Genomic DNA, 15,770 nt, shown 5'->3' with positions numbered 1-15,770 from the left:
GGAGTTCACTGCTGGCCGAACTGCCGTTCGCCTTGCCGGACAACAGATCCAGCGCCACGTTGGTATCGGTCTGGTCGAGCGTCCGATCCTCGTCCTTGACCGTGCGGGCGAGCTTGTCGACGTAGCAGACGGCGGCCTGGGTGAGTGGGCCGGCGCGGATGACCGCGCGGCGCAGCACCGAACGAACGCTGCCCGACGCTGCGGGCCGCCGCGTCGGGCAGCACCCGTTGTTCGACCGCGGCCGCCTGGGCGTCGGTGAGCAGGGTGACGGCCTCGGCGATCGCCTTGGCCTTCGGGTAGTCGATCCGGCCTTCCCCCAACGCTTCCAGGGTTCTGGGCAGGCGGCGGAGGTCGAGGGCGGTGGCCAGCCGGACCGCCGCCGCACGTGGGCTCCAGCCCAGCGCCGCGGCGATCTCGTCCCCGACGAACTCGTGGATTCCGTACTTGTCATGGGTTCGGTGCTCGACGAACCTGGCCAGGGTCTGCATCTCCACCGACTCGACGTATGCCTTGATCCGTTGGCAGTTCCGCAACCGATCGAGCAGCGCGTTGTCGTCCACAGTGGACATATCAGCGGAGAGGGCGCCCATCGTGGCGTCAACAGACCGGGGCTGAGGTGCGTCGAGCACAGCGAGCTGCTCGAACACGGCATCAGCCTAAGAGTGGGGAGGGAGGGGAAAAACGGTGCCGCCAGCGGCGGGACCCGTGACCTGCTTGTCAGGGAATTGTGTTGGTGGGTAACGAAAAAACGCTGTCAGGTGGCGACTTCTCGTGGTGTGTTCGAAGACGCGCGCGGTGCGGCAGCGGCGGGTGCGCGCGGAGCGGAGTGGGGCGCGGCCGGCGCTGTGCGGGGGTTGATCTGGCGCTGACGATGGGATCGAAGACGGGGGTGGGTGCCATGTATGGCATATAACCGTGCGATCATCTGGCTCGTCAAATTGATCAGGCGGGAATGGTGTCACCCAGTCGGGCGTTCTTGATACGGACGCGTGGAAAGACAAGTTGGAGGCTGTGGTGCTGGATCCGGAGAACCTGTACGAGGTGGACTCCGATGTCCCGGACCTGACCGGAGCGGTACTGCTGCACCACTTCGACGGGTTCATGGACGCGGGGGCGGCCGGCCGGGTGCTGGTCGAGCACCTGCTGGAGACCTACGAGCACCGCGTGATCGCGCGGTTCGACGTGGACGGCCTGCTCGACTACCGGTCGCGGCGGCCGCTGATGACCTACTCGACCGACCGGTGGGCCGATTTTGCGGCTCCCGAGCTGGTGGTGTATCTGTTGCAGGACGCCATCGGCACCCCCTTCATCTTGCTCACAGGGTCTGAGCCGGATCTGCGGTGGGAAGCCTTCACTCAGGCAGTTCGTGGCCTGATCGAACGGTGGGGCGTCCGGTTGACGGTCGGTTTCCACGGGATTCCCATGGGTGTTCCGCACACGCGACCGCTGGGTGTGGTGGCCCACGCGACGCGCCGGGAACTGATCTCCGACCACCAGTCGTTCTTCAACCGGGTGCAGGTGCCCGGCAACGTGAGCGCGTTGCTGGAACTGCGTCTGGGCGAGAGCGGTCACGACGCCGTCGGGTTCGCCGCGCAGGTGCCGCACTACCTCGCGCAGTCGACCTATCCGGCGGTCGCCATGACCCTGCTCGACCACGTCGTGCGGGCGACCGGGCTGGTGCTTCCCGCGGACTCGTTGCGGGAGACCGCGCGCCGGGCCGACGCCGAGGTGCAGCGGCAGGTCGTGGAGTCGGAGGAGATCTCGCAGGTGGTGGGCGCGCTGGAGCGGCAGTACGACGCGTTCGCCGAGGCCGCGGGCAAGGAGAGTCTGCTGCTGGAGACGGCCGAGGACATGCCGAGCGCCGAGGAGCTGGGCGCGGAGGTCGAGCGGTTCCTGGCCGAGCAGCAGGGTTTCGGCGACCCGCGCGAGAGCTGACGTAGGAGAACGCGCGGACGATCCAGCCGACTGGATTGGGCGTTGCCGGGTTGCGGCGTGGACTGGCTGAACCTGGCCAGGATTGACGTGCCGGCGCTTGGGCCGGGTGGCCGTCCGGTTGGCGGCCAGTGGTGCTGGGCTGTCCGAGCCGGCCCCGCGTGGCGAGGGCCATGCGGGGTGAGAACGCTGTGCACGGTGCCTCGCCATGATCCGCACGCGGCGATGGGTCGTGCGGGCCAGGGCGGCGGGCCGGCCCGCACAACGTCCACGGCCGCTGAGTGCGGAGGTCAATCATCCTACGATTGGGCCGATGCGGTGACAACGTCCGATCCCGGACGGGGTGACCGTTCGCGACGGGATGACCGGTCCGAAAGGGAAGCGGCCCCACCGAGGACCGGGTCGTCCTGGTGGAGCCGCTGGGTGGTGCTGGTCAGTCTGGGTGCTGCTGGTCAGCCGGTGGTGTAAGAGGCGATGGCGGGGTTGCGCCAGTCGCTGGAGACGATGGTCGCGCCCTTGGCGGCCAGGTCGCGGACGCGGGCCTGGGCGTCGGGGACCGGCGGGTTCACGCCGTCGATCGCCGGGGCGACCCGGTGGGCGTCGGTCATGACGACCAGGTACTTGCCGCCGAGGTAGCTGCCCGGGTAGCCGGCGTAGGCGCTGGCGTCGCCGTCGAAGGCGACCAGCCAGGACGCGCGGTCGGCGCCGCGGTCGCCGGTGCGCGGGTCGGACTGGCTGGCGCCGTTGATCGCGGGAAAGGCCATGGTGGACGGCAGCGCGCCCGCGCTGTTGGCGTTGATCAGGCGGTCGGCGTACTCCACATCGGTGTGATAGCGGTCGAAGGGGTTGGCTGCCTCGAATGTGCCGCGTTCGACGAGGATCAGGAACTTGCCGGTCAGCGCGGCGCGGGTGGGCCACGCGCCGGCCTGGGCGGCGGCGTCCAGGGTGGGGTGGCTGCCCTTGAGCTGGGCGGGGCCGAAGACGTTGGCGGCGCCCAGGTTGTCGGCGATGACGCGGTCCAGTTGCTGGGCGCCGAAGCCGCCGCGGCCGTCGAAGCCGTTCTTCAGTTCGAGCTTGAGCACGACCAGCGGGTGGTTCGGCTTGTTCTCGTGCCACAGGCGGATGTTGCGCAGGCAGGTGGCCAGGTTCTGGTTGCGGGCGCCGGTGCGCAGCTCCGGGTAGGTGTTCGCGGCCGCGCAGTTGTTGCTGTTGCCGGGGTCGTGGCTGACCTTGAAGTCCCTGGTGCCGAAGAAGTTCGTCCAGATGTCGATTTCGAGCATGCCCGCGCCGGTGTCCAGGGCGTCGGCCAGGTACGGGAAGGTCGCCTGGATGTAGGCGTTGTGCAGGCCGACCGAGGTGGCGCCGGTGGCGGTCGTGGCCTGGGCGGCGGTGCCGGCGGCGGCCTGGGCGGAGGTTGCGGCGGCGGGCGCTGTCGCGGCGGGTGTTTCGGCAGCCGGGGTCGCGGCGGCGGTGGCTCCGGTGGTGGCGCCTGCGGCGGCGGCCAGGACCAGCAGGCCCGCGCCGACTGCGGTGGCCGCGCGAGCGAGTGGGCGATGCATCGTTGCGCTCCTCAAACCGTTACCCGGTGGTGGCGGATGAGGAGAAACTAGCCTGGGTAGGTGTGCGCGGGATGTCCGCTGGATGGCGCATTGATCCGTCTGAGCATGGGTATTTCCCATTTGGGCGAGCGGAGGGGTTATTGCGCCAGCCCCATTGGTCGCCGACCGGCGCACGATTGGCGCGCGCCGGCCGGGAGTTCAGATATGTGATTGTCCGGAGAATTCAGTCCTGGACGTGGATCGCCATCGCGGGGCACAGCACGGCCGCCTCGCGGACCGCGTCACCCAGTTCGGCTGGCGGCTCCTCCTGGAGCAGCACCACCACGCCGTCCTCGTCCCGCTGGTCGAACACCTCGGCGGCGGCCAGCACACACTGACCGGCGCCTACGCAGGCTTCTTCGTCGATGTTGACGCGCATTTCCAACTCCTGTTGTGCGGTGGTGGGTCGCGGTCGGCGGCCGGTCAGGCCTGAGCGTCCCAGGTGACCGGCAGCGACCGCACGCCGTACACGAGTGCGTCGTGCTTGAACTCAATGTTCTCGAACGGGATCGCCAGGCGCAGCGTCGGGATCCTGGTGTACAGCCTGGCGAAGACCTCCTGCAGCTCCACCCGGGCGAGCTGCTGGCCAAGGCACTGGTGGGCGCCGTAACCGAAGGTCAGGTGCGCGCTGGCGTTGCGGCTGAAGTCGATCTCGTCGGGGTCGCCGAAGACCGACTCCTGCCGGTTGCCCGAGGACAGGGCGGCGATGACGAACTCGCCTTCCTTGAACACCTGCTCGCCGATCGGCAGGTCCTCGACCACCCGGCGGAACACGCCGAACTGCACCACCGAGAGGTACCGCAGCATCTCCTCGACCGCGGCGGGCGCGATCGAGGCGTCCGCGCGCAGTTCGGCCAGGCGGTCCGGGTGCTGCAGCAGCGCGGCGGCGCTGAGCGCGATCATGTTCGCGGTGGTCTCGTGCCCGGCGATGAGCAGCGAGATACCGAGGGTGACCAGCTCCTCGATGGTCAGCGGGGTGCCGGTGGCGGTGGCGCGCTGGATGAGCCTGCCGAGCAGGTCCTCGTCGGTCGGGTTGGCCATCTTGGCCATGACCAGCTGGGCCATGTAGCCCTGGACCTGCCCGCTGGCCGCCAGCCGCTGCTCCTGGGTGATGTCGACCTTGAGCAGCACCCCGCTGGCCGCCTGGAACATCTCCCGGTCGGCGTAGGGCACGCCGAGCAGCTCGCAGATGACCAGTGACGGGATCGGCAGGCCGAAGTCGTGGTACAGGTCAGCCTCGGCGCCTTCGAGCATCTTGTCGATGTGCTGATCCACCAGGTCGGCGATGTAGGGCCGCATCGCCTGGATGCGCTTGACGGTGAACTCCGGGGTCAGCAGCCTGCGCAGCCGGGAGTGCTCGGGGCCGTCGTGGTGCAGGATCGAGCCGGGGGCGGCCGGGGCGTCCAGATCGGCCTCGGTGTTGACGTGGTTGGACGGCGAGGCGGCGCGGGAGGACAGGCGCGGGTCGGCCAGCACGCTGCGCACGTCCTCGTACCGGGTGACCAGCCACGCGTCCACGCCGACCGGGCAGCTCACCTGGCTCACCGGCGCGGTTTCGCGCAGCTCCTGGTACTCGGCGGCGGGGTCGAACGGGCAGCCCGTGGGCCGGGTGTCGGGGAAGGCGGCCTTGGCGGGTGCGTTCGCGGTCTCGGTCATGACCTCGGGTCCTTTCGGTGGTGGGGCGACAGCTGGGAACGGGCGCGGCGGCTGGTGTTGGGGCGCTGGGTGGCGGGTTCGGCGGCTGGTGGTGCGGGAGTTGGGGGGATGGGTCCGGCGGCTGGTGGTGCGAGCGCTGCGGTGGGGCGGTCTGGGCGGGTTGTGCGTGGTCGCCGGGGTGGTCAGGCGGCGGGCGTGACCGGGTTCCGGTGGAGCTGTCGGGCAGAAACTGGCAGTTACTGCCATTCTGCCAACACTGCCACTATGCCACGTGTGTCGAATGCGCGTCGAACACGGTCCGTGCTGTTAGCCTCCGGGCGAAGAGGGGCTGGTCAGGAGGTGTGCCGATGGGGCTGCGTGAGCTGAAGATGCAGCGCACCCGGTTACTGATCGCCAACAAGGCGCTGGAGCTGTTCGCGGCGCAGGGCTTCGAGGCGACCACCATCGAGCAGGTCGCGATCGCGGCCGAGGTCGGCACGCGCACGCTCTACCGCTACTTCCCGACCAAGGAATCGCTGATCGCCGGCTTCGTGGAGGAGCACCTCAGCGACTCCCTGGAGGTCATGCGCGCCCAGCCCGCCGACCGGCCGCTGCCCGAGGCGCTGCACACGGTGCTGGACCGGCTGATGCGGGTGGTCGCCGAGGACGCCCAGCGGGTGCGCGCGGTCTACGCCCTGGCCAGGCACACCGACTCGCTGCAGGCCCGGCTGGCCGAGCAGACCTGGCGCTGGCGCAATGAGCTGGCCGCGGAGATCGCGACCAGGGTCGGCGGGCCCTCGGCCGGGTTGAAGGCCGCGTTGTCCGCGGCCGCGACCATGGGGCTGATCGAGGTCGTGCTGCGGGAATGGGTGGACGGCGACGGGGTCCGGCCGTTGCGGGAGATCACCCAGGACGCGCTGAAACTCCTGCACACCGGCGATATCCCACTACCGGAACACCGGGGCTGAACCGGTGCGGGCGAACTCCGGTGAACCTGGGGCGTCCCGCCGGGTGCGCAACCCGTGGGGGCACGGCGACCGGCTGCGGCAGGAGATCATGGCCGCCACCGAGCGGCTGCTGGGCGCGCTGGACACCGACGACGCGCTGACCATCCGCGGCGTGGCCAGGGCCGCAGGGATCGCCCCGGCCAGCATCTACCCGCACTTCGGCGACCTGACCGAACTGGTCGGCGCGTTGATGCAGGACCAGTTGCGGCGGATGGCCGACGCGATGGCCGCCGGCCGCGACTCCGTGTCCGGCCGCGATCCGCTCGGCAGGCTGTGCTCGATCCTGCGCGCCTACCTGGACTTCGCCCTCAACAACCCCGCGCACCAGCGGATCCTGCTGGCCTTCCCCAAGGGCGTCGGCGTGTCCTGGGCCGACACCGGCACCATGCGGCCCAGCGCGGAGATCGGGGTCATCCTGGTCGAGGCCCTGGAAGCGTGTGTGGCGGCCGGGCACCGGTTGCGGGTCGCGCCCGAGATCGCCAGCCAGATCATCATGGTCGGCGCGTTCGGCCGGGTGGTGCTGTCGCAGGCCAGCCGGGGGCTCTACGGCGGGGTGAGCGTGCCGGAGTTCCTGTGCGAGCTGATCAAGCTGGTCTTCGAGCCAGGGGTGGAACTGGCCGCCTCCGACACCGGCGGCTGACCGGCCGGAGGTGGCGGCGGGGCGCTTTTCCGGCCGCCCTTCCGGTCGCATATATGAAAGTCTTGTCGGACCCCCGATCGTGTCCTAATGTGGCTTCACCCCGCCAACCTGTAAGCGCTTTCGAGTAACCGCTGCCGGCCCCTGCAAACGTCGGCATTGTGTTTCTCGCTGCGCCTTTTTCTGGAGGTTGGAATGCCGAGAAAACACCGCGTCCTCACTGGCATCGCGCTGCTGGGTGGGCTTGTGCTCACCGCCCCTGCCGCGCAGGCCCAGGTCGAGGGCGGCGGCTGGACGTCGCGTTCCCCTGGTTTCAACGTGCAGCAACGCGGCTGCGGCCAGGTCAGCAACCTGACCTTCACCCTGACCTGTTCCACCGCCAGCGGCGACCAGCGCGCGGAACGGAGGTATGACACCTACGGCGGCGGCACCTACCAGTTCGAGGGGTCGTTCCGGATCCAGAGCATGGGCGGCACCCGCATCTCGCTGAAGCAGACCTTCCAGGACGGGCCCTCCGCCGGACCGTTCTTCATGCTGGCCGTCGAACGCGGCGGCCGGCTCTACGCGGTGCACGGCGGCGCGACCATCGCCACCGGCGCCACCGTCGGCGCGACCGTGCGGGTCAACACCGTGCACCAGGTCGGCAGCCAGCACCGCACCTACATCAACGGCTCGCAGAAGCACAGTTACAGCAGCCCCAGCGGCAGCTTCTACGACAAGTTCGGCGCCTACCGCACCAGCAGCGGCCAGGGGCCGGCCACCGTGGTGTGGAGCGGAATCCGCTTCTGGCGCAAGTGATCCCGCGCCGCTGACCCTGCCCTGACCAACGCGGTCGTCCCGGTCTCGCGCGCCGGGACGACCGCGTGCCCCGCCCTGTCTCGAGGTCCCCCGTGCTCAAGTCCCTCGCCGTGCTCCCTGTCCTGGCCCTGCTGTTATCCGCCTGTGCCGCAACGGAATCCGCGCCCCCGGCCGGCGCGCTGTCCGGGACACTGGACACCCCGGTGGACGTCACGCTGCGCTGGGAGAACACCGGACAGCCCCTGGCCGGGCGAGTGCTGGAGTACGCCAACGACCCCAATGGCGAGTACACGGTGCTGAAGTTCCTCGCCCCGGAGGAGACCAGCTACCGGCACCCCGACCTGATCCCGGAAACCCGCTTCTTCTACCGGCTCCGGCCCTACTACGGCACGGCATCGCCCGAGCAGTCGGTGACCCTGCCCGAGCCCAAACCGGGGGACAAGCCGGAGGAGGACCCGCACGAATGGGCGGTGCCGCAGACCCTGCCCGGCGCGCCCGCGGGCACCCAGTCCTTGCGCGCCAACGCTTCCGCCGCCACCCCCACCGAGGTGAAGGCGACCGTGATGACCACCCAGGGCATCCGGTTCACCTGGCGGGACAACGCCGCCGACGAGGAGCACTACGCCCTGGAAGTGAAGGCAGGCGCGGCGCCGACCTGGTCGACCGCGGCCCTGCTGGACCCCAACATCAACTCCTTCGGACTGGTGACCCTGCCGGAGGAACGGACGGCGGCCTACCGGGTGCGCGCGTTCTACTACGGGCCTGCCTCGAACGTGGTGGAGCTGAAAACCGGGCGCGGCAAGCCTTAACCCGCGGCCAGCGCGCGGCGACAGGCCTGGTCGGCGGCGCGGGTGGTCTCCGGCAGCCGGTAGCGCGGCGTCAGCGCCAGGGTGTGCGCGCAGGCCGTGTCCAGGTCGATCCGGTGGCCCACCGAGACGTACACCGGTTTCACCCCCGGCCGCGTGCGCAGCACCCGCCCCACCACCTCGCCCTCGTCCACCAGATCGGTGTACGCGCCGCGCTCCGGACCAGGTTCGGCCGCCGTGCCGATCAGCCGCGTCTTGCCGACGCCGAACACCGGCAGCCCGGTCAGCACACCCAGGTGGCAGGCCAGGCCGAAGCGGTGCGGGTGGGCCAGGCCGTGGCCGTCGACGACCAGCAGGTCCGGGGTGGCCGGGAGCCGGGACAGGGCGGTGAGCAAGGCGGGCAGCTCGCGGAAGGCGAACAGGCCGGGGATGTAGTCGAAGGCAGGGACGCCGGTGGCGGTGGACTCGGCGAGCACCTCCTGGGTGGCGAAGTCGAGCAGCACCACCGCGGCGGCCAGGGTGCGGTCGTCCTTGGCGTAGGCGACGTCCAGGCCCGCGACGGTGACCGGGCGCTGGGGGCCGGGGCCGGTGCTGTCGACCTGGGGGCGCAGGGCCTGCTGGATGGCGCGGGCCTCGGCCGCCGTCGCGGGCGGGGTCAGGACTCCCACAGGACCACGTCGGCGCCCTGCCCGTCGCCCTTGGGGCCGGTGATCGTCAGCAGGGCGAGCCGTTTGAGTTCGGACCGGGCGCAGTAGACGTGACCCTGGGCGATGGCCGCCTTATGCACCGACGCGGTGGCCAGCAACCTGCCGCAGTCTTCGGCGGTGGGCGGCTGCTTCCCGGTCCAGCGGGCCAGGTTCTTCGAGCTGGCTTTGAAGGTGATCAGCTGCGGCGTCCCGTAGTAGAAGTCCCAGGCGCTGGACTGGGGAGCGCGGGTCGGCGGGGTGGTGTCCAGGTCGAGACCGCTGCTGTCGAGTGTCAGCGAGCCCTCCCAGGCCACCTTCTTCGGCCCGGCCGAGCTGGGCGGCGGGGCACTGCCGCCGGGCTGACCCGTCGGCGTGGCGCCGGGATTCGCCGAGGGCGCCGGATCGTCCTTGAGCAGGCCGAACAGATCCGTGGAAGCGGAGATGACCGCGGCGACCACGCCGATGGCGGCCAGTGCGATTGCCAGGCGGCTGTTGTTGTCGGACATCGCCGGGGATTTTCGCACGCGACCGCGACCCAGTGGAGCGGATTCAACACGCTGCAAGCCCGCTGCAAGAAATGTATGCATCTTGCGCTCGCTTGCGTCATCATTGCCTCATGACTCGACGACTCGCCGAGGTGGCGCGCAAGGTCGGGGTGAGTGAGGCGACGGTCAGCCGGGTGCTCAACGGCAAACCCGGCGTCTCCGAGTCCACCCGCAACGCCGTGCTCACCGCACTCGACGTGCTGGGCTACGAGCGCCCCACCCAGCTCCGCGGCGAACGCGCCCGGCTGGTCGGCCTGGTGCTGCCCGAGCTGCAGAACCCGATCTTCCCCGCCTTCGCCGAGATCATGGGCAACGCCCTGGCTCAGCAGGGCTTCACGCCCGTGCTGTGCACCCGCACCGCGGGCGGGGTCTCCGAGGCCGACTACGTCGAACTGCTGCTCGCCCAGCACGTCTCCGGAGTGCTCTTCGCCGGCGGCTCCTACGCCCAGGCCGACGCCTCGCACGAGCACTACCGCCGCCTGGTCGAACGCCAGCTGCCCACCGTGCTGGTCAACGCGGGCATCGACGAACTCGGCTTCCCCCGGGTCTCCTGCGACGACGCGGTCGCCGCCGAACAGGCGCTGACCCACCTGCTCTCCCTCGGGCACACCAAGGTCGGCATGGTGCTCGGCCCGCCGGACCACCTGCCCTCGCGGCGCAAACTCGCCGCCTTCACCGCCGCGGCAGGCAAAGCCGGGCTCACCGTGCCAGCCGAATGGGTCGGGCACGCCATGTTCTCCCTGGAAGGCGGGCAGGCCGCGGCCGCCCGGCTGATCGAACGCGGCGTCACCGGCATCGTCTGCGCCTCCGACCCCCTGGCCCTGGGCACCGTCCGGGCGGTGCGGCGGCGCGGAATGGCGGTACCGTCGGACGTCTCGGTCATCGGCTACGACGACTCCGCGTTCATGAACTGCACCGACCCGCCGCTGACCACCATCCGCCAGCCCATCGAGGCGATGGGCCGGGCCGCGGTGGACCTCCTGGCCGCGCAGATCAACGGCGCCGAGGTCACCGCGGAGGAGCTGCTCTTCGAGCCGGAACTGGTGGTCCGCGGCTCCACCGCGCCCGCGCCAGAGAAGTGACGGAGCGCGCGGGTAGATAACGAGAATCAGTCAACTTCTTGCTGAATCTCATCGGGATATTGCACTCCGGCGGGCTGGGCTCCTATCGTGAGCCGCGCCACAGGTCCCGCCGGAGCGACCTCCCACCGAGAAGAGGCACGAGCGATGCTGAGACCTCGTACCCGCAGCGCCATCGGAGTACTGCTCGTCGCCGGACTGGGCCTGGCCGTGGCCGGGTGCGGCGGCGACACCCAGCCCGCGGCCGGCGGCAAGGTCAAGATCTCCGTCAACGGCCAGCCGCCGGGCACCCAGGCATTCCAGCGCAAGATCTTCGACGAGGACGTGGCCGCGTTCGAGGCGGCCAACCCGAACATCGACATCGAGCCGCGCGAAGGCTTCATGGACCCGAAGACCTTCGCCACCAAGCTCTCCGGCGGCCAGCTGGAGGACGTCTTCTACGTCTACCTCACCGACCCGGCGCAGATCATCGCCCGCCGCCAGGCCGCCGACATCACCGACCACCTCAAGGACGTGCCCCTGGCTGGTGAGCTGAACCCGCAGCTCACCCAGGTGTTCAAGGACAGCAAGGGTCGCCAGTACGGCCTGCCCACCGCCAACTACTCGATGGGCCTGCTCTACAACCGCACCCTGTTCAGCAAGGCCGGCCTGGACCCGGCCAAGCCGCCTGCCACCTGGGCCGAGGTGCGCGAGGCCGCCAAGAAGATCAGCGCGCTGGGCAACGGCGTGGTCGGCTTCGGCGAGCTGAGCAAGAACAACCAGGGCGGCTGGCACCTGACCAGCTGGCTCAACTCCCTGGGCGTCAGCGTGGCCCGCCAGGAGGGCGAGACCTGGAAGGCCGACTTCAACAACGACAAGGGCAAGGCCGCCCTGCAGCACCTCCACGACATGCGCTGGACCGATGACTCCATGGGCAGCAAGCAACTCCTGGAGATCCCCGACCTGCAGCGGCTGATGGGCGCCGGGCAGCTCGGCATGTACATCGCCGCCCCGGACAACGTGCCGGTGCTGGTCAACCAGTTCAACGGCAAGTACGAGGACTATGGCCTCGCCCCGCTGCCCGGCGGCCAGGGCACGCTGATCGGCGGCGAGGGCTACATGATCAACCCCAAGGCCACCCCGGAGAAGATCAAGGCCGGCCTCAGCTGGCTGCGCTGGAAGTTCCTCGACCCGTCCCGGATCGAGAGCAACCTCAAGCGCTACGCCGAGCAGAAGCAGCCGATCGGCCTGCCCGTCCCGCCGGCCGCCGACGTCTGGGTCGGCCCGGTGCGCGAGCAGCAGGAGCGGTTCAAGGCCGCCAACGCGACCATCCCGGTGGCCAACTACCAGCCCTACATCACCGCCGCGCCCAGCCTGAAGGGCAACCTGGAACCGCCGAGCGCCCAGCAGGTCTACGCCGCGCTGGACACGGTGATGCAGGCGGTGCTGACCAACAAGGACGTGAACATCGGCCAGGTGCTCGCCGAGGCGGAAACCAAGGTCAACGGTGTTCTCGCGCAGCTCAGGTGAGCTGAGTGCGGCGGCGCCGCCGGTGCGGGGCCGGTGGCGCCGCAAGCTCGGGGACAACCTCACCGCTTACGGCCTGCTCGCCGCCGCGCTGGTGGTCTTCGCGCTGTTCTCCTGGTGGCCGCTGATCCGCGGCGTGCTGCTCAGCTTCCAGCAGGTGGACTTCGTGAACCCGCCCAGCTGGGTCGGTTTCGAGAACTTCGAGCGGCTGTTCAACGACCCGCTCTTCGGCGCGGCCTGGCGCAACACCCTGCTGTTCACCGGTCTGGCGCTGCTGCTCGGTTTCGCGGTGCCGTTCCTGACCGCGGTGGTGCTCAACGAGTTGCGGCACGCGCGGTCGTTCTTCCGGGTCGCGGTGTACCTGCCGGTGATGTTGCCGCCGGTGGTGACCGCGTTGCTGTGGAAGTGGTTCTACAACCCGGGACCCGGTCTGTTCAACGAGGGCCTGCGCGCGGTCGGCCTGCCCGGGCTGAGCTGGCTGGACTCCGGCAGCACCGCGATGATCTCGCTGGTGCTGGTCTCCACCTGGGCCAACATGGGCAGCACCACGCTGATCTACCTGGCCGCGCTGCAGACCATCCCCGGCGAGTTGTACGAGGCGGCCGAACTCGACGGCGCGAACCTGTGGCGGCGACTGGTGCACGTCACCATCCCGCAAACCCGGTTCGTGCTGCTGGTGCTGCTGCTGTTGCAGGTGGTGGCCACCATGCAGGTCTTCACCGAACCGTATGTGATGACCGGCGGCGGCCCCGAGGACGCCACCGTCACGCTGCTGCTCCTGCTCTACCGCTATGCCTTCTACTACAACGACTTCGGCACGGCCAGCGCGCTGAGCCTGCTGCTGTTCGTGGTGCTCGGCATCTTCTCCGCCACCTATGTGCGGCTGACCAGGACCAGGAGCTGACCATGTCCACGCGCACCCTGGTCTCCCCGGCCGCACTGCGGTCCCCGCGTGGGAAAGCCTTGTACTGGCTCGTGTTCGGCCTTGTGCTGGTGCTGTTCCTGCTGGCCTTCGTCTTCCCGTTGTACTGGGCGGTGACCGGCGCGATGAAGTCGCCGGTGGAACTGGCCAGGACCCCGCCGTCGGTGGTCCCCGAGACCTGGTTCCCGGAGACCTTCTGGCAGGCCTGGCGGGAACTGGACCTGGGCCGGTACTTCCTCAACACGATGATCGTGGCAGGCGGCGCGGTGCTGGTGCAGCTCGCGGTGTGCGTGCCGGCCGCGTACGCGCTGTCCAAGCTGCGACCGGTGCTGGGCAACGTGATCCTCGGCCTGATGCTGGCCACGCTGATGCTGCCCGCCTCGGCGCTGCTGGTGCCGACCTACCTGACCATCGCCGACGTGCCGCTGTTCGGGGTGAACCTGCTCAACAACCCGGCGGGCATCTGGCTGCCCGCGGCGGCCAGCGCGTTCAACATCTACCTGCTCAAGCGGTTCTTCGACGAGATCCCCGGCGAACTCCTGGAAGCGGCCAGGATGGACGGCGCGGGACCGGTGCGGGTGCTGATCAGCATCGTGCTGCCGATCTCCCGGCCGATCCTGGCCGTGGTGTCCATCCTCGCGCTGGTCACCGCGTGGAAGGACTTCATCTGGCCGCTGCTGGTCTTCTCCGACCCGAACGAGCAGACGCTCAGCGTCGCGCTGGAACGGGTCGCGCCGGACACCGCGCTCAACGTGCTCACCGCGGGACTGGTTCTGGCCAGCATCCCGATGATCCTGCTGTTCCTCGTGTTCCAACGCCAGATCCTGGCCGGCCTGACCGCCGGCAGCCTCAAAGGCTAAGCACACCTCTCCGGAAGGCGGCATCGTGATCTCCTCCGAGCGCACCTCTGCAACTCAGTCCACTGTGGACGGACAAGGGACGTCCTGGTGGCGCGGGGCGGCGATCTACCAGGTCTACCTGCGCAGCTTCGCCGACGGCGACGGGGATGGCATCGGCGATCTCGCCGGGGCCCTGGCCAAGCTGCCCTACCTGGCCGAGCTGGGCATCGACGCGATCTGGTTCAGCCCCTGGTACCCCTCGCCGATGGCCGACGGCGGCTACGACGTGGCCGACTACCGGGACATCGAACCGGTTTTCGGCACCCTGGCCCAGGCCGAGGAGTTCATCGAGCAGGCGCACCGGCTGGGCATCCGGATCATCATCGACATCGTGCCCAACCACTGCTCGGACCGGCACCCCTGGTTCGCCGAGGCACTCGCCGCCGAACCGGGATCGCCCGCGCGGCAACGGTTCTGGTTCCGGCCGGGGCGCGGTGCGGACGGGTCCGAGCCGCCGAATGACTGGCAGTCCCGCTTCGGCGGACCGGCCTGGACCCGGGTCACCGAGGCCGACGGTACGCCGGGGGAGTGGTACCTGCACCTCTACGCCGCCGAGCAGCCCGACCTCAACTGGACCAACCCCGAGGTGCACGCGGAGTTCGCCGACATCCTCCGGTTCTGGTTCGACCGCGGCGTGGACGGCCTGCGCATCGACGTGGCCGACGGCCTGGTCAAGGCGCCCGGACTGCCCGATGTGGCCGGGGCCAACGGGCAACTGCCCTTCTCCGACCTCGACGGCGTGCACGAGATCTACCGGGCCTGGCGGCGGATCGCCCAGGAGTACGGTGAGGACCGGATCTTCGTCGGCGAGATGTGGCTGCCCGACCCGGTGCGCTTCGCCCGCTACCTGCGTCCGGACGAGCTGCACTCGGCGTTCAACTTCGATTTCCTGTCCTGTCCCTGGGAAGCCGGTCCGCTCAGGGCGGTCATCCAGTCCACTGTGGACAGTCATGCGCCGGTGGGCGCGCCGCCCACCTGGGTGCTGTCCAACCACGACGTGACCCGGCACGTCACCCGTTACGGTCGGCCCGGCGACACCGGCTTCACCTTCGCCGACCGCCGCCACGGCACCCCGGTGGACCGTGCGCTCGGCACCCGCCGGGCCCGCGCGGCCGCGCTGCTCAGCCTGTCCCTGCCCGGCGGAGCCTATGTGTACCAAGGGGAAGAGCTGGGACTGTGGGAGATCGAGGACGTGCCGGACGAGCTGCGCGAGGACCCGGTGTTCGCCCGCACCCAGGGCGCGGACCCGGGCCGGGACGGCTGCCGGGTGCCGCTGCCCTGGTCCGGCCAGGCCGCGCCGTTCGGCTTCGGACCCGAGGACTCGGTGCCCTGGCTGCCCCAGCCCGCCGAGTGGGCCGGGCACACCGCGCAGGCACAGCAGCAGGATCCGGCCTCGATGCACGCGCTCTACCGGGCGGCGCTGCGGTTGCGCCGGGAACTGCCCGCGCTCGGTGACGGGCCGATGCGCTGGCTGGACCTCGGCGCCGAGGTGCTGGCCTTCCATCGCCCGCCCGGCTTCACCTGTGTGGTCAACCTCGCCGCCGAACCGGTCGCGCTGCCCGCGCACGAGCGGGTGCTGCTGGCCAGCGGCGAGCTGACCGAAGCTGGCGAGCTGCCGCCGGACACCGCGATCTGGCTGGCCTGACCAGGGTGTGGCGCCCGGTCGATCGTGGGCCAAAACACCTGCTCAGGGCCGATCGGACAGGTTCGATCGGCTGAT

16 protein-coding genes are annotated in these 15,770 nt (G+C 70.0%); 10 read left to right on the top strand and 6 right to left on the bottom strand.

The genetic code is table 11. The annotated features are described in order from the left end of the window. Window positions 1-5 precede the first annotated feature (5 nt). The gene (locus MZC64_RS17320) at window positions 6-647 is read right to left on the bottom strand and encodes a DUF222 domain-containing protein (protein WP_247757738.1); all 642 of its coding nucleotides are present in this window, start codon (window positions 645-647) and stop codon (window positions 6-8) included. 364 nt (window positions 648-1,011) lie between these two features. On the opposite strand from MZC64_RS17320, the gene MZC64_RS17315 reads away from it, so the two are divergent. Next, the gene (locus MZC64_RS17315; protein ID WP_247758283.1) at window positions 1,012-1,935 is read left to right on the top strand and encodes a PAC2 family protein; all 924 of its coding nucleotides are present in this window, start codon (window positions 1,012-1,014) and stop codon (window positions 1,933-1,935) included. A 449-nt stretch (window positions 1,936-2,384) separates the two neighbouring features. Here the strand turns inward: MZC64_RS17315 and MZC64_RS17310 are convergent, their stop codons facing one another. The 3 genes from MZC64_RS17310 to MZC64_RS17300 all read right to left on the bottom strand — a co-directional run bounded on the left by MZC64_RS17310 (window position 2,385) and on the right by MZC64_RS17300 (window position 5,186). Next, complete coding sequence (locus tag MZC64_RS17310; RefSeq protein WP_247757737.1) at window positions 2,385-3,491, bottom strand: phosphatidylinositol-specific phospholipase C domain-containing protein; 1,107 nt, start codon at window positions 3,489-3,491, stop codon at window positions 2,385-2,387. Between the two features lie 223 nt (window positions 3,492-3,714). Further along, a complete protein-coding gene (locus tag MZC64_RS17305) occupies window positions 3,715-3,909 on the bottom strand; it encodes a ferredoxin (protein ID WP_247757736.1) in 195 nt (64 codons plus the stop codon). Between the two features lie 44 nt (window positions 3,910-3,953). Beyond that, window positions 3,954-5,186, bottom strand: coding sequence for a cytochrome P450 (locus tag MZC64_RS17300; protein ID WP_247757735.1), 1,233 nt, complete (start codon window positions 5,184-5,186; stop codon window positions 3,954-3,956). Between the two features lie 347 nt (window positions 5,187-5,533). Here MZC64_RS17300 and MZC64_RS17295 point away from each other — a divergent pair, with 347 nt between their 5' ends. The 4 genes from MZC64_RS17295 (at window position 5,534) to MZC64_RS17280 (ending at window position 8,416) form a co-directional block, all read left to right on the top strand. Further along, on the top strand, window positions 5,534-6,133 hold the full coding sequence (locus MZC64_RS17295; protein WP_247757734.1) for a TetR/AcrR family transcriptional regulator: 600 nt from the start codon (window positions 5,534-5,536) through the stop codon (window positions 6,131-6,133). A 4-nt stretch (window positions 6,134-6,137) separates the two neighbouring features. After that, complete coding sequence (locus MZC64_RS17290; RefSeq protein WP_247757733.1) at window positions 6,138-6,812, top strand: TetR/AcrR family transcriptional regulator; 675 nt, start codon at window positions 6,138-6,140, stop codon at window positions 6,810-6,812. 192 nt (window positions 6,813-7,004) lie between these two features. Continuing rightward, window positions 7,005-7,607: a hypothetical protein gene (locus tag MZC64_RS17285; RefSeq protein WP_247757732.1), complete on the top strand. Its 603-nt coding sequence runs from the start codon at window positions 7,005-7,007 to the stop codon at window positions 7,605-7,607. 92 nt (window positions 7,608-7,699) lie between these two features. Then, window positions 7,700-8,416, top strand: coding sequence for a fibronectin type III domain-containing protein (locus MZC64_RS17280; RefSeq protein ID WP_247757731.1), 717 nt, complete (start codon window positions 7,700-7,702; stop codon window positions 8,414-8,416). On the opposite strand, the gene MZC64_RS17275 is transcribed toward MZC64_RS17280, so the two are convergent. Then, entirely contained in the window at window positions 8,413-9,081 is a 669-nt protein-coding gene (locus tag MZC64_RS17275; protein ID WP_247757730.1) for an endonuclease V, read from the bottom strand. The genes MZC64_RS17280 and MZC64_RS17275 overlap by 4 nt on opposite strands. Then, window positions 9,069-9,605, bottom strand: coding sequence for a hypothetical protein (locus MZC64_RS17270; protein WP_247757729.1), 537 nt, complete (start codon window positions 9,603-9,605; stop codon window positions 9,069-9,071). Before MZC64_RS17270 ends, MZC64_RS17275 begins: the two co-directional genes overlap by 13 nt. Window positions 9,606-9,715: 110 nt before the next feature. Here MZC64_RS17270 and MZC64_RS17265 point away from each other — a divergent pair, with 110 nt between their 5' ends. From MZC64_RS17265 to MZC64_RS17245, 5 genes are all read left to right on the top strand, one after another. Further along, window positions 9,716-10,726, top strand: a complete 1,011-nt coding sequence (locus MZC64_RS17265) for a LacI family DNA-binding transcriptional regulator (RefSeq protein ID WP_247757728.1) — start codon at window positions 9,716-9,718, stop codon at window positions 10,724-10,726. A 144-nt stretch (window positions 10,727-10,870) separates the two neighbouring features. Beyond that, the gene (locus tag MZC64_RS17260) at window positions 10,871-12,232 is read left to right on the top strand and encodes an ABC transporter substrate-binding protein (RefSeq protein WP_247757727.1); all 1,362 of its coding nucleotides are present in this window, start codon (window positions 10,871-10,873) and stop codon (window positions 12,230-12,232) included. Beyond that, window positions 12,210-13,133 carry a carbohydrate ABC transporter permease gene (locus MZC64_RS17255; protein WP_247757726.1) on the top strand — a complete coding sequence of 308 codons (924 nt, stop codon included), beginning with the start codon at window positions 12,210-12,212 and terminating at the stop codon, window positions 13,131-13,133. The genes MZC64_RS17260 and MZC64_RS17255 overlap by 23 nt, the downstream gene beginning before the upstream one ends. A gap of 2 nt (window positions 13,134-13,135) precedes the next feature. Next, window positions 13,136-14,011 carry a carbohydrate ABC transporter permease gene (locus MZC64_RS17250; RefSeq protein WP_247757725.1) on the top strand — a complete coding sequence of 292 codons (876 nt, stop codon included), beginning with the start codon at window positions 13,136-13,138 and terminating at the stop codon, window positions 14,009-14,011. 25 nt (window positions 14,012-14,036) lie between these two features. After that, window positions 14,037-15,695: a glycoside hydrolase family 13 protein gene (locus MZC64_RS17245; protein ID WP_247757724.1), complete on the top strand. Its 1,659-nt coding sequence runs from the start codon at window positions 14,037-14,039 to the stop codon at window positions 15,693-15,695. Window positions 15,696-15,770 lie beyond the last annotated feature (75 nt).

The organism is Crossiella sp. S99.2 (assembly GCF_023094165.1).
Lineage (GTDB): Bacteria > Actinomycetota > Actinomycetes > Mycobacteriales > Pseudonocardiaceae > Crossiella.
Note: the sequence above shows the minus strand (reverse complement) of the source record. Positions and strands in the feature narration are given on the sequence as shown.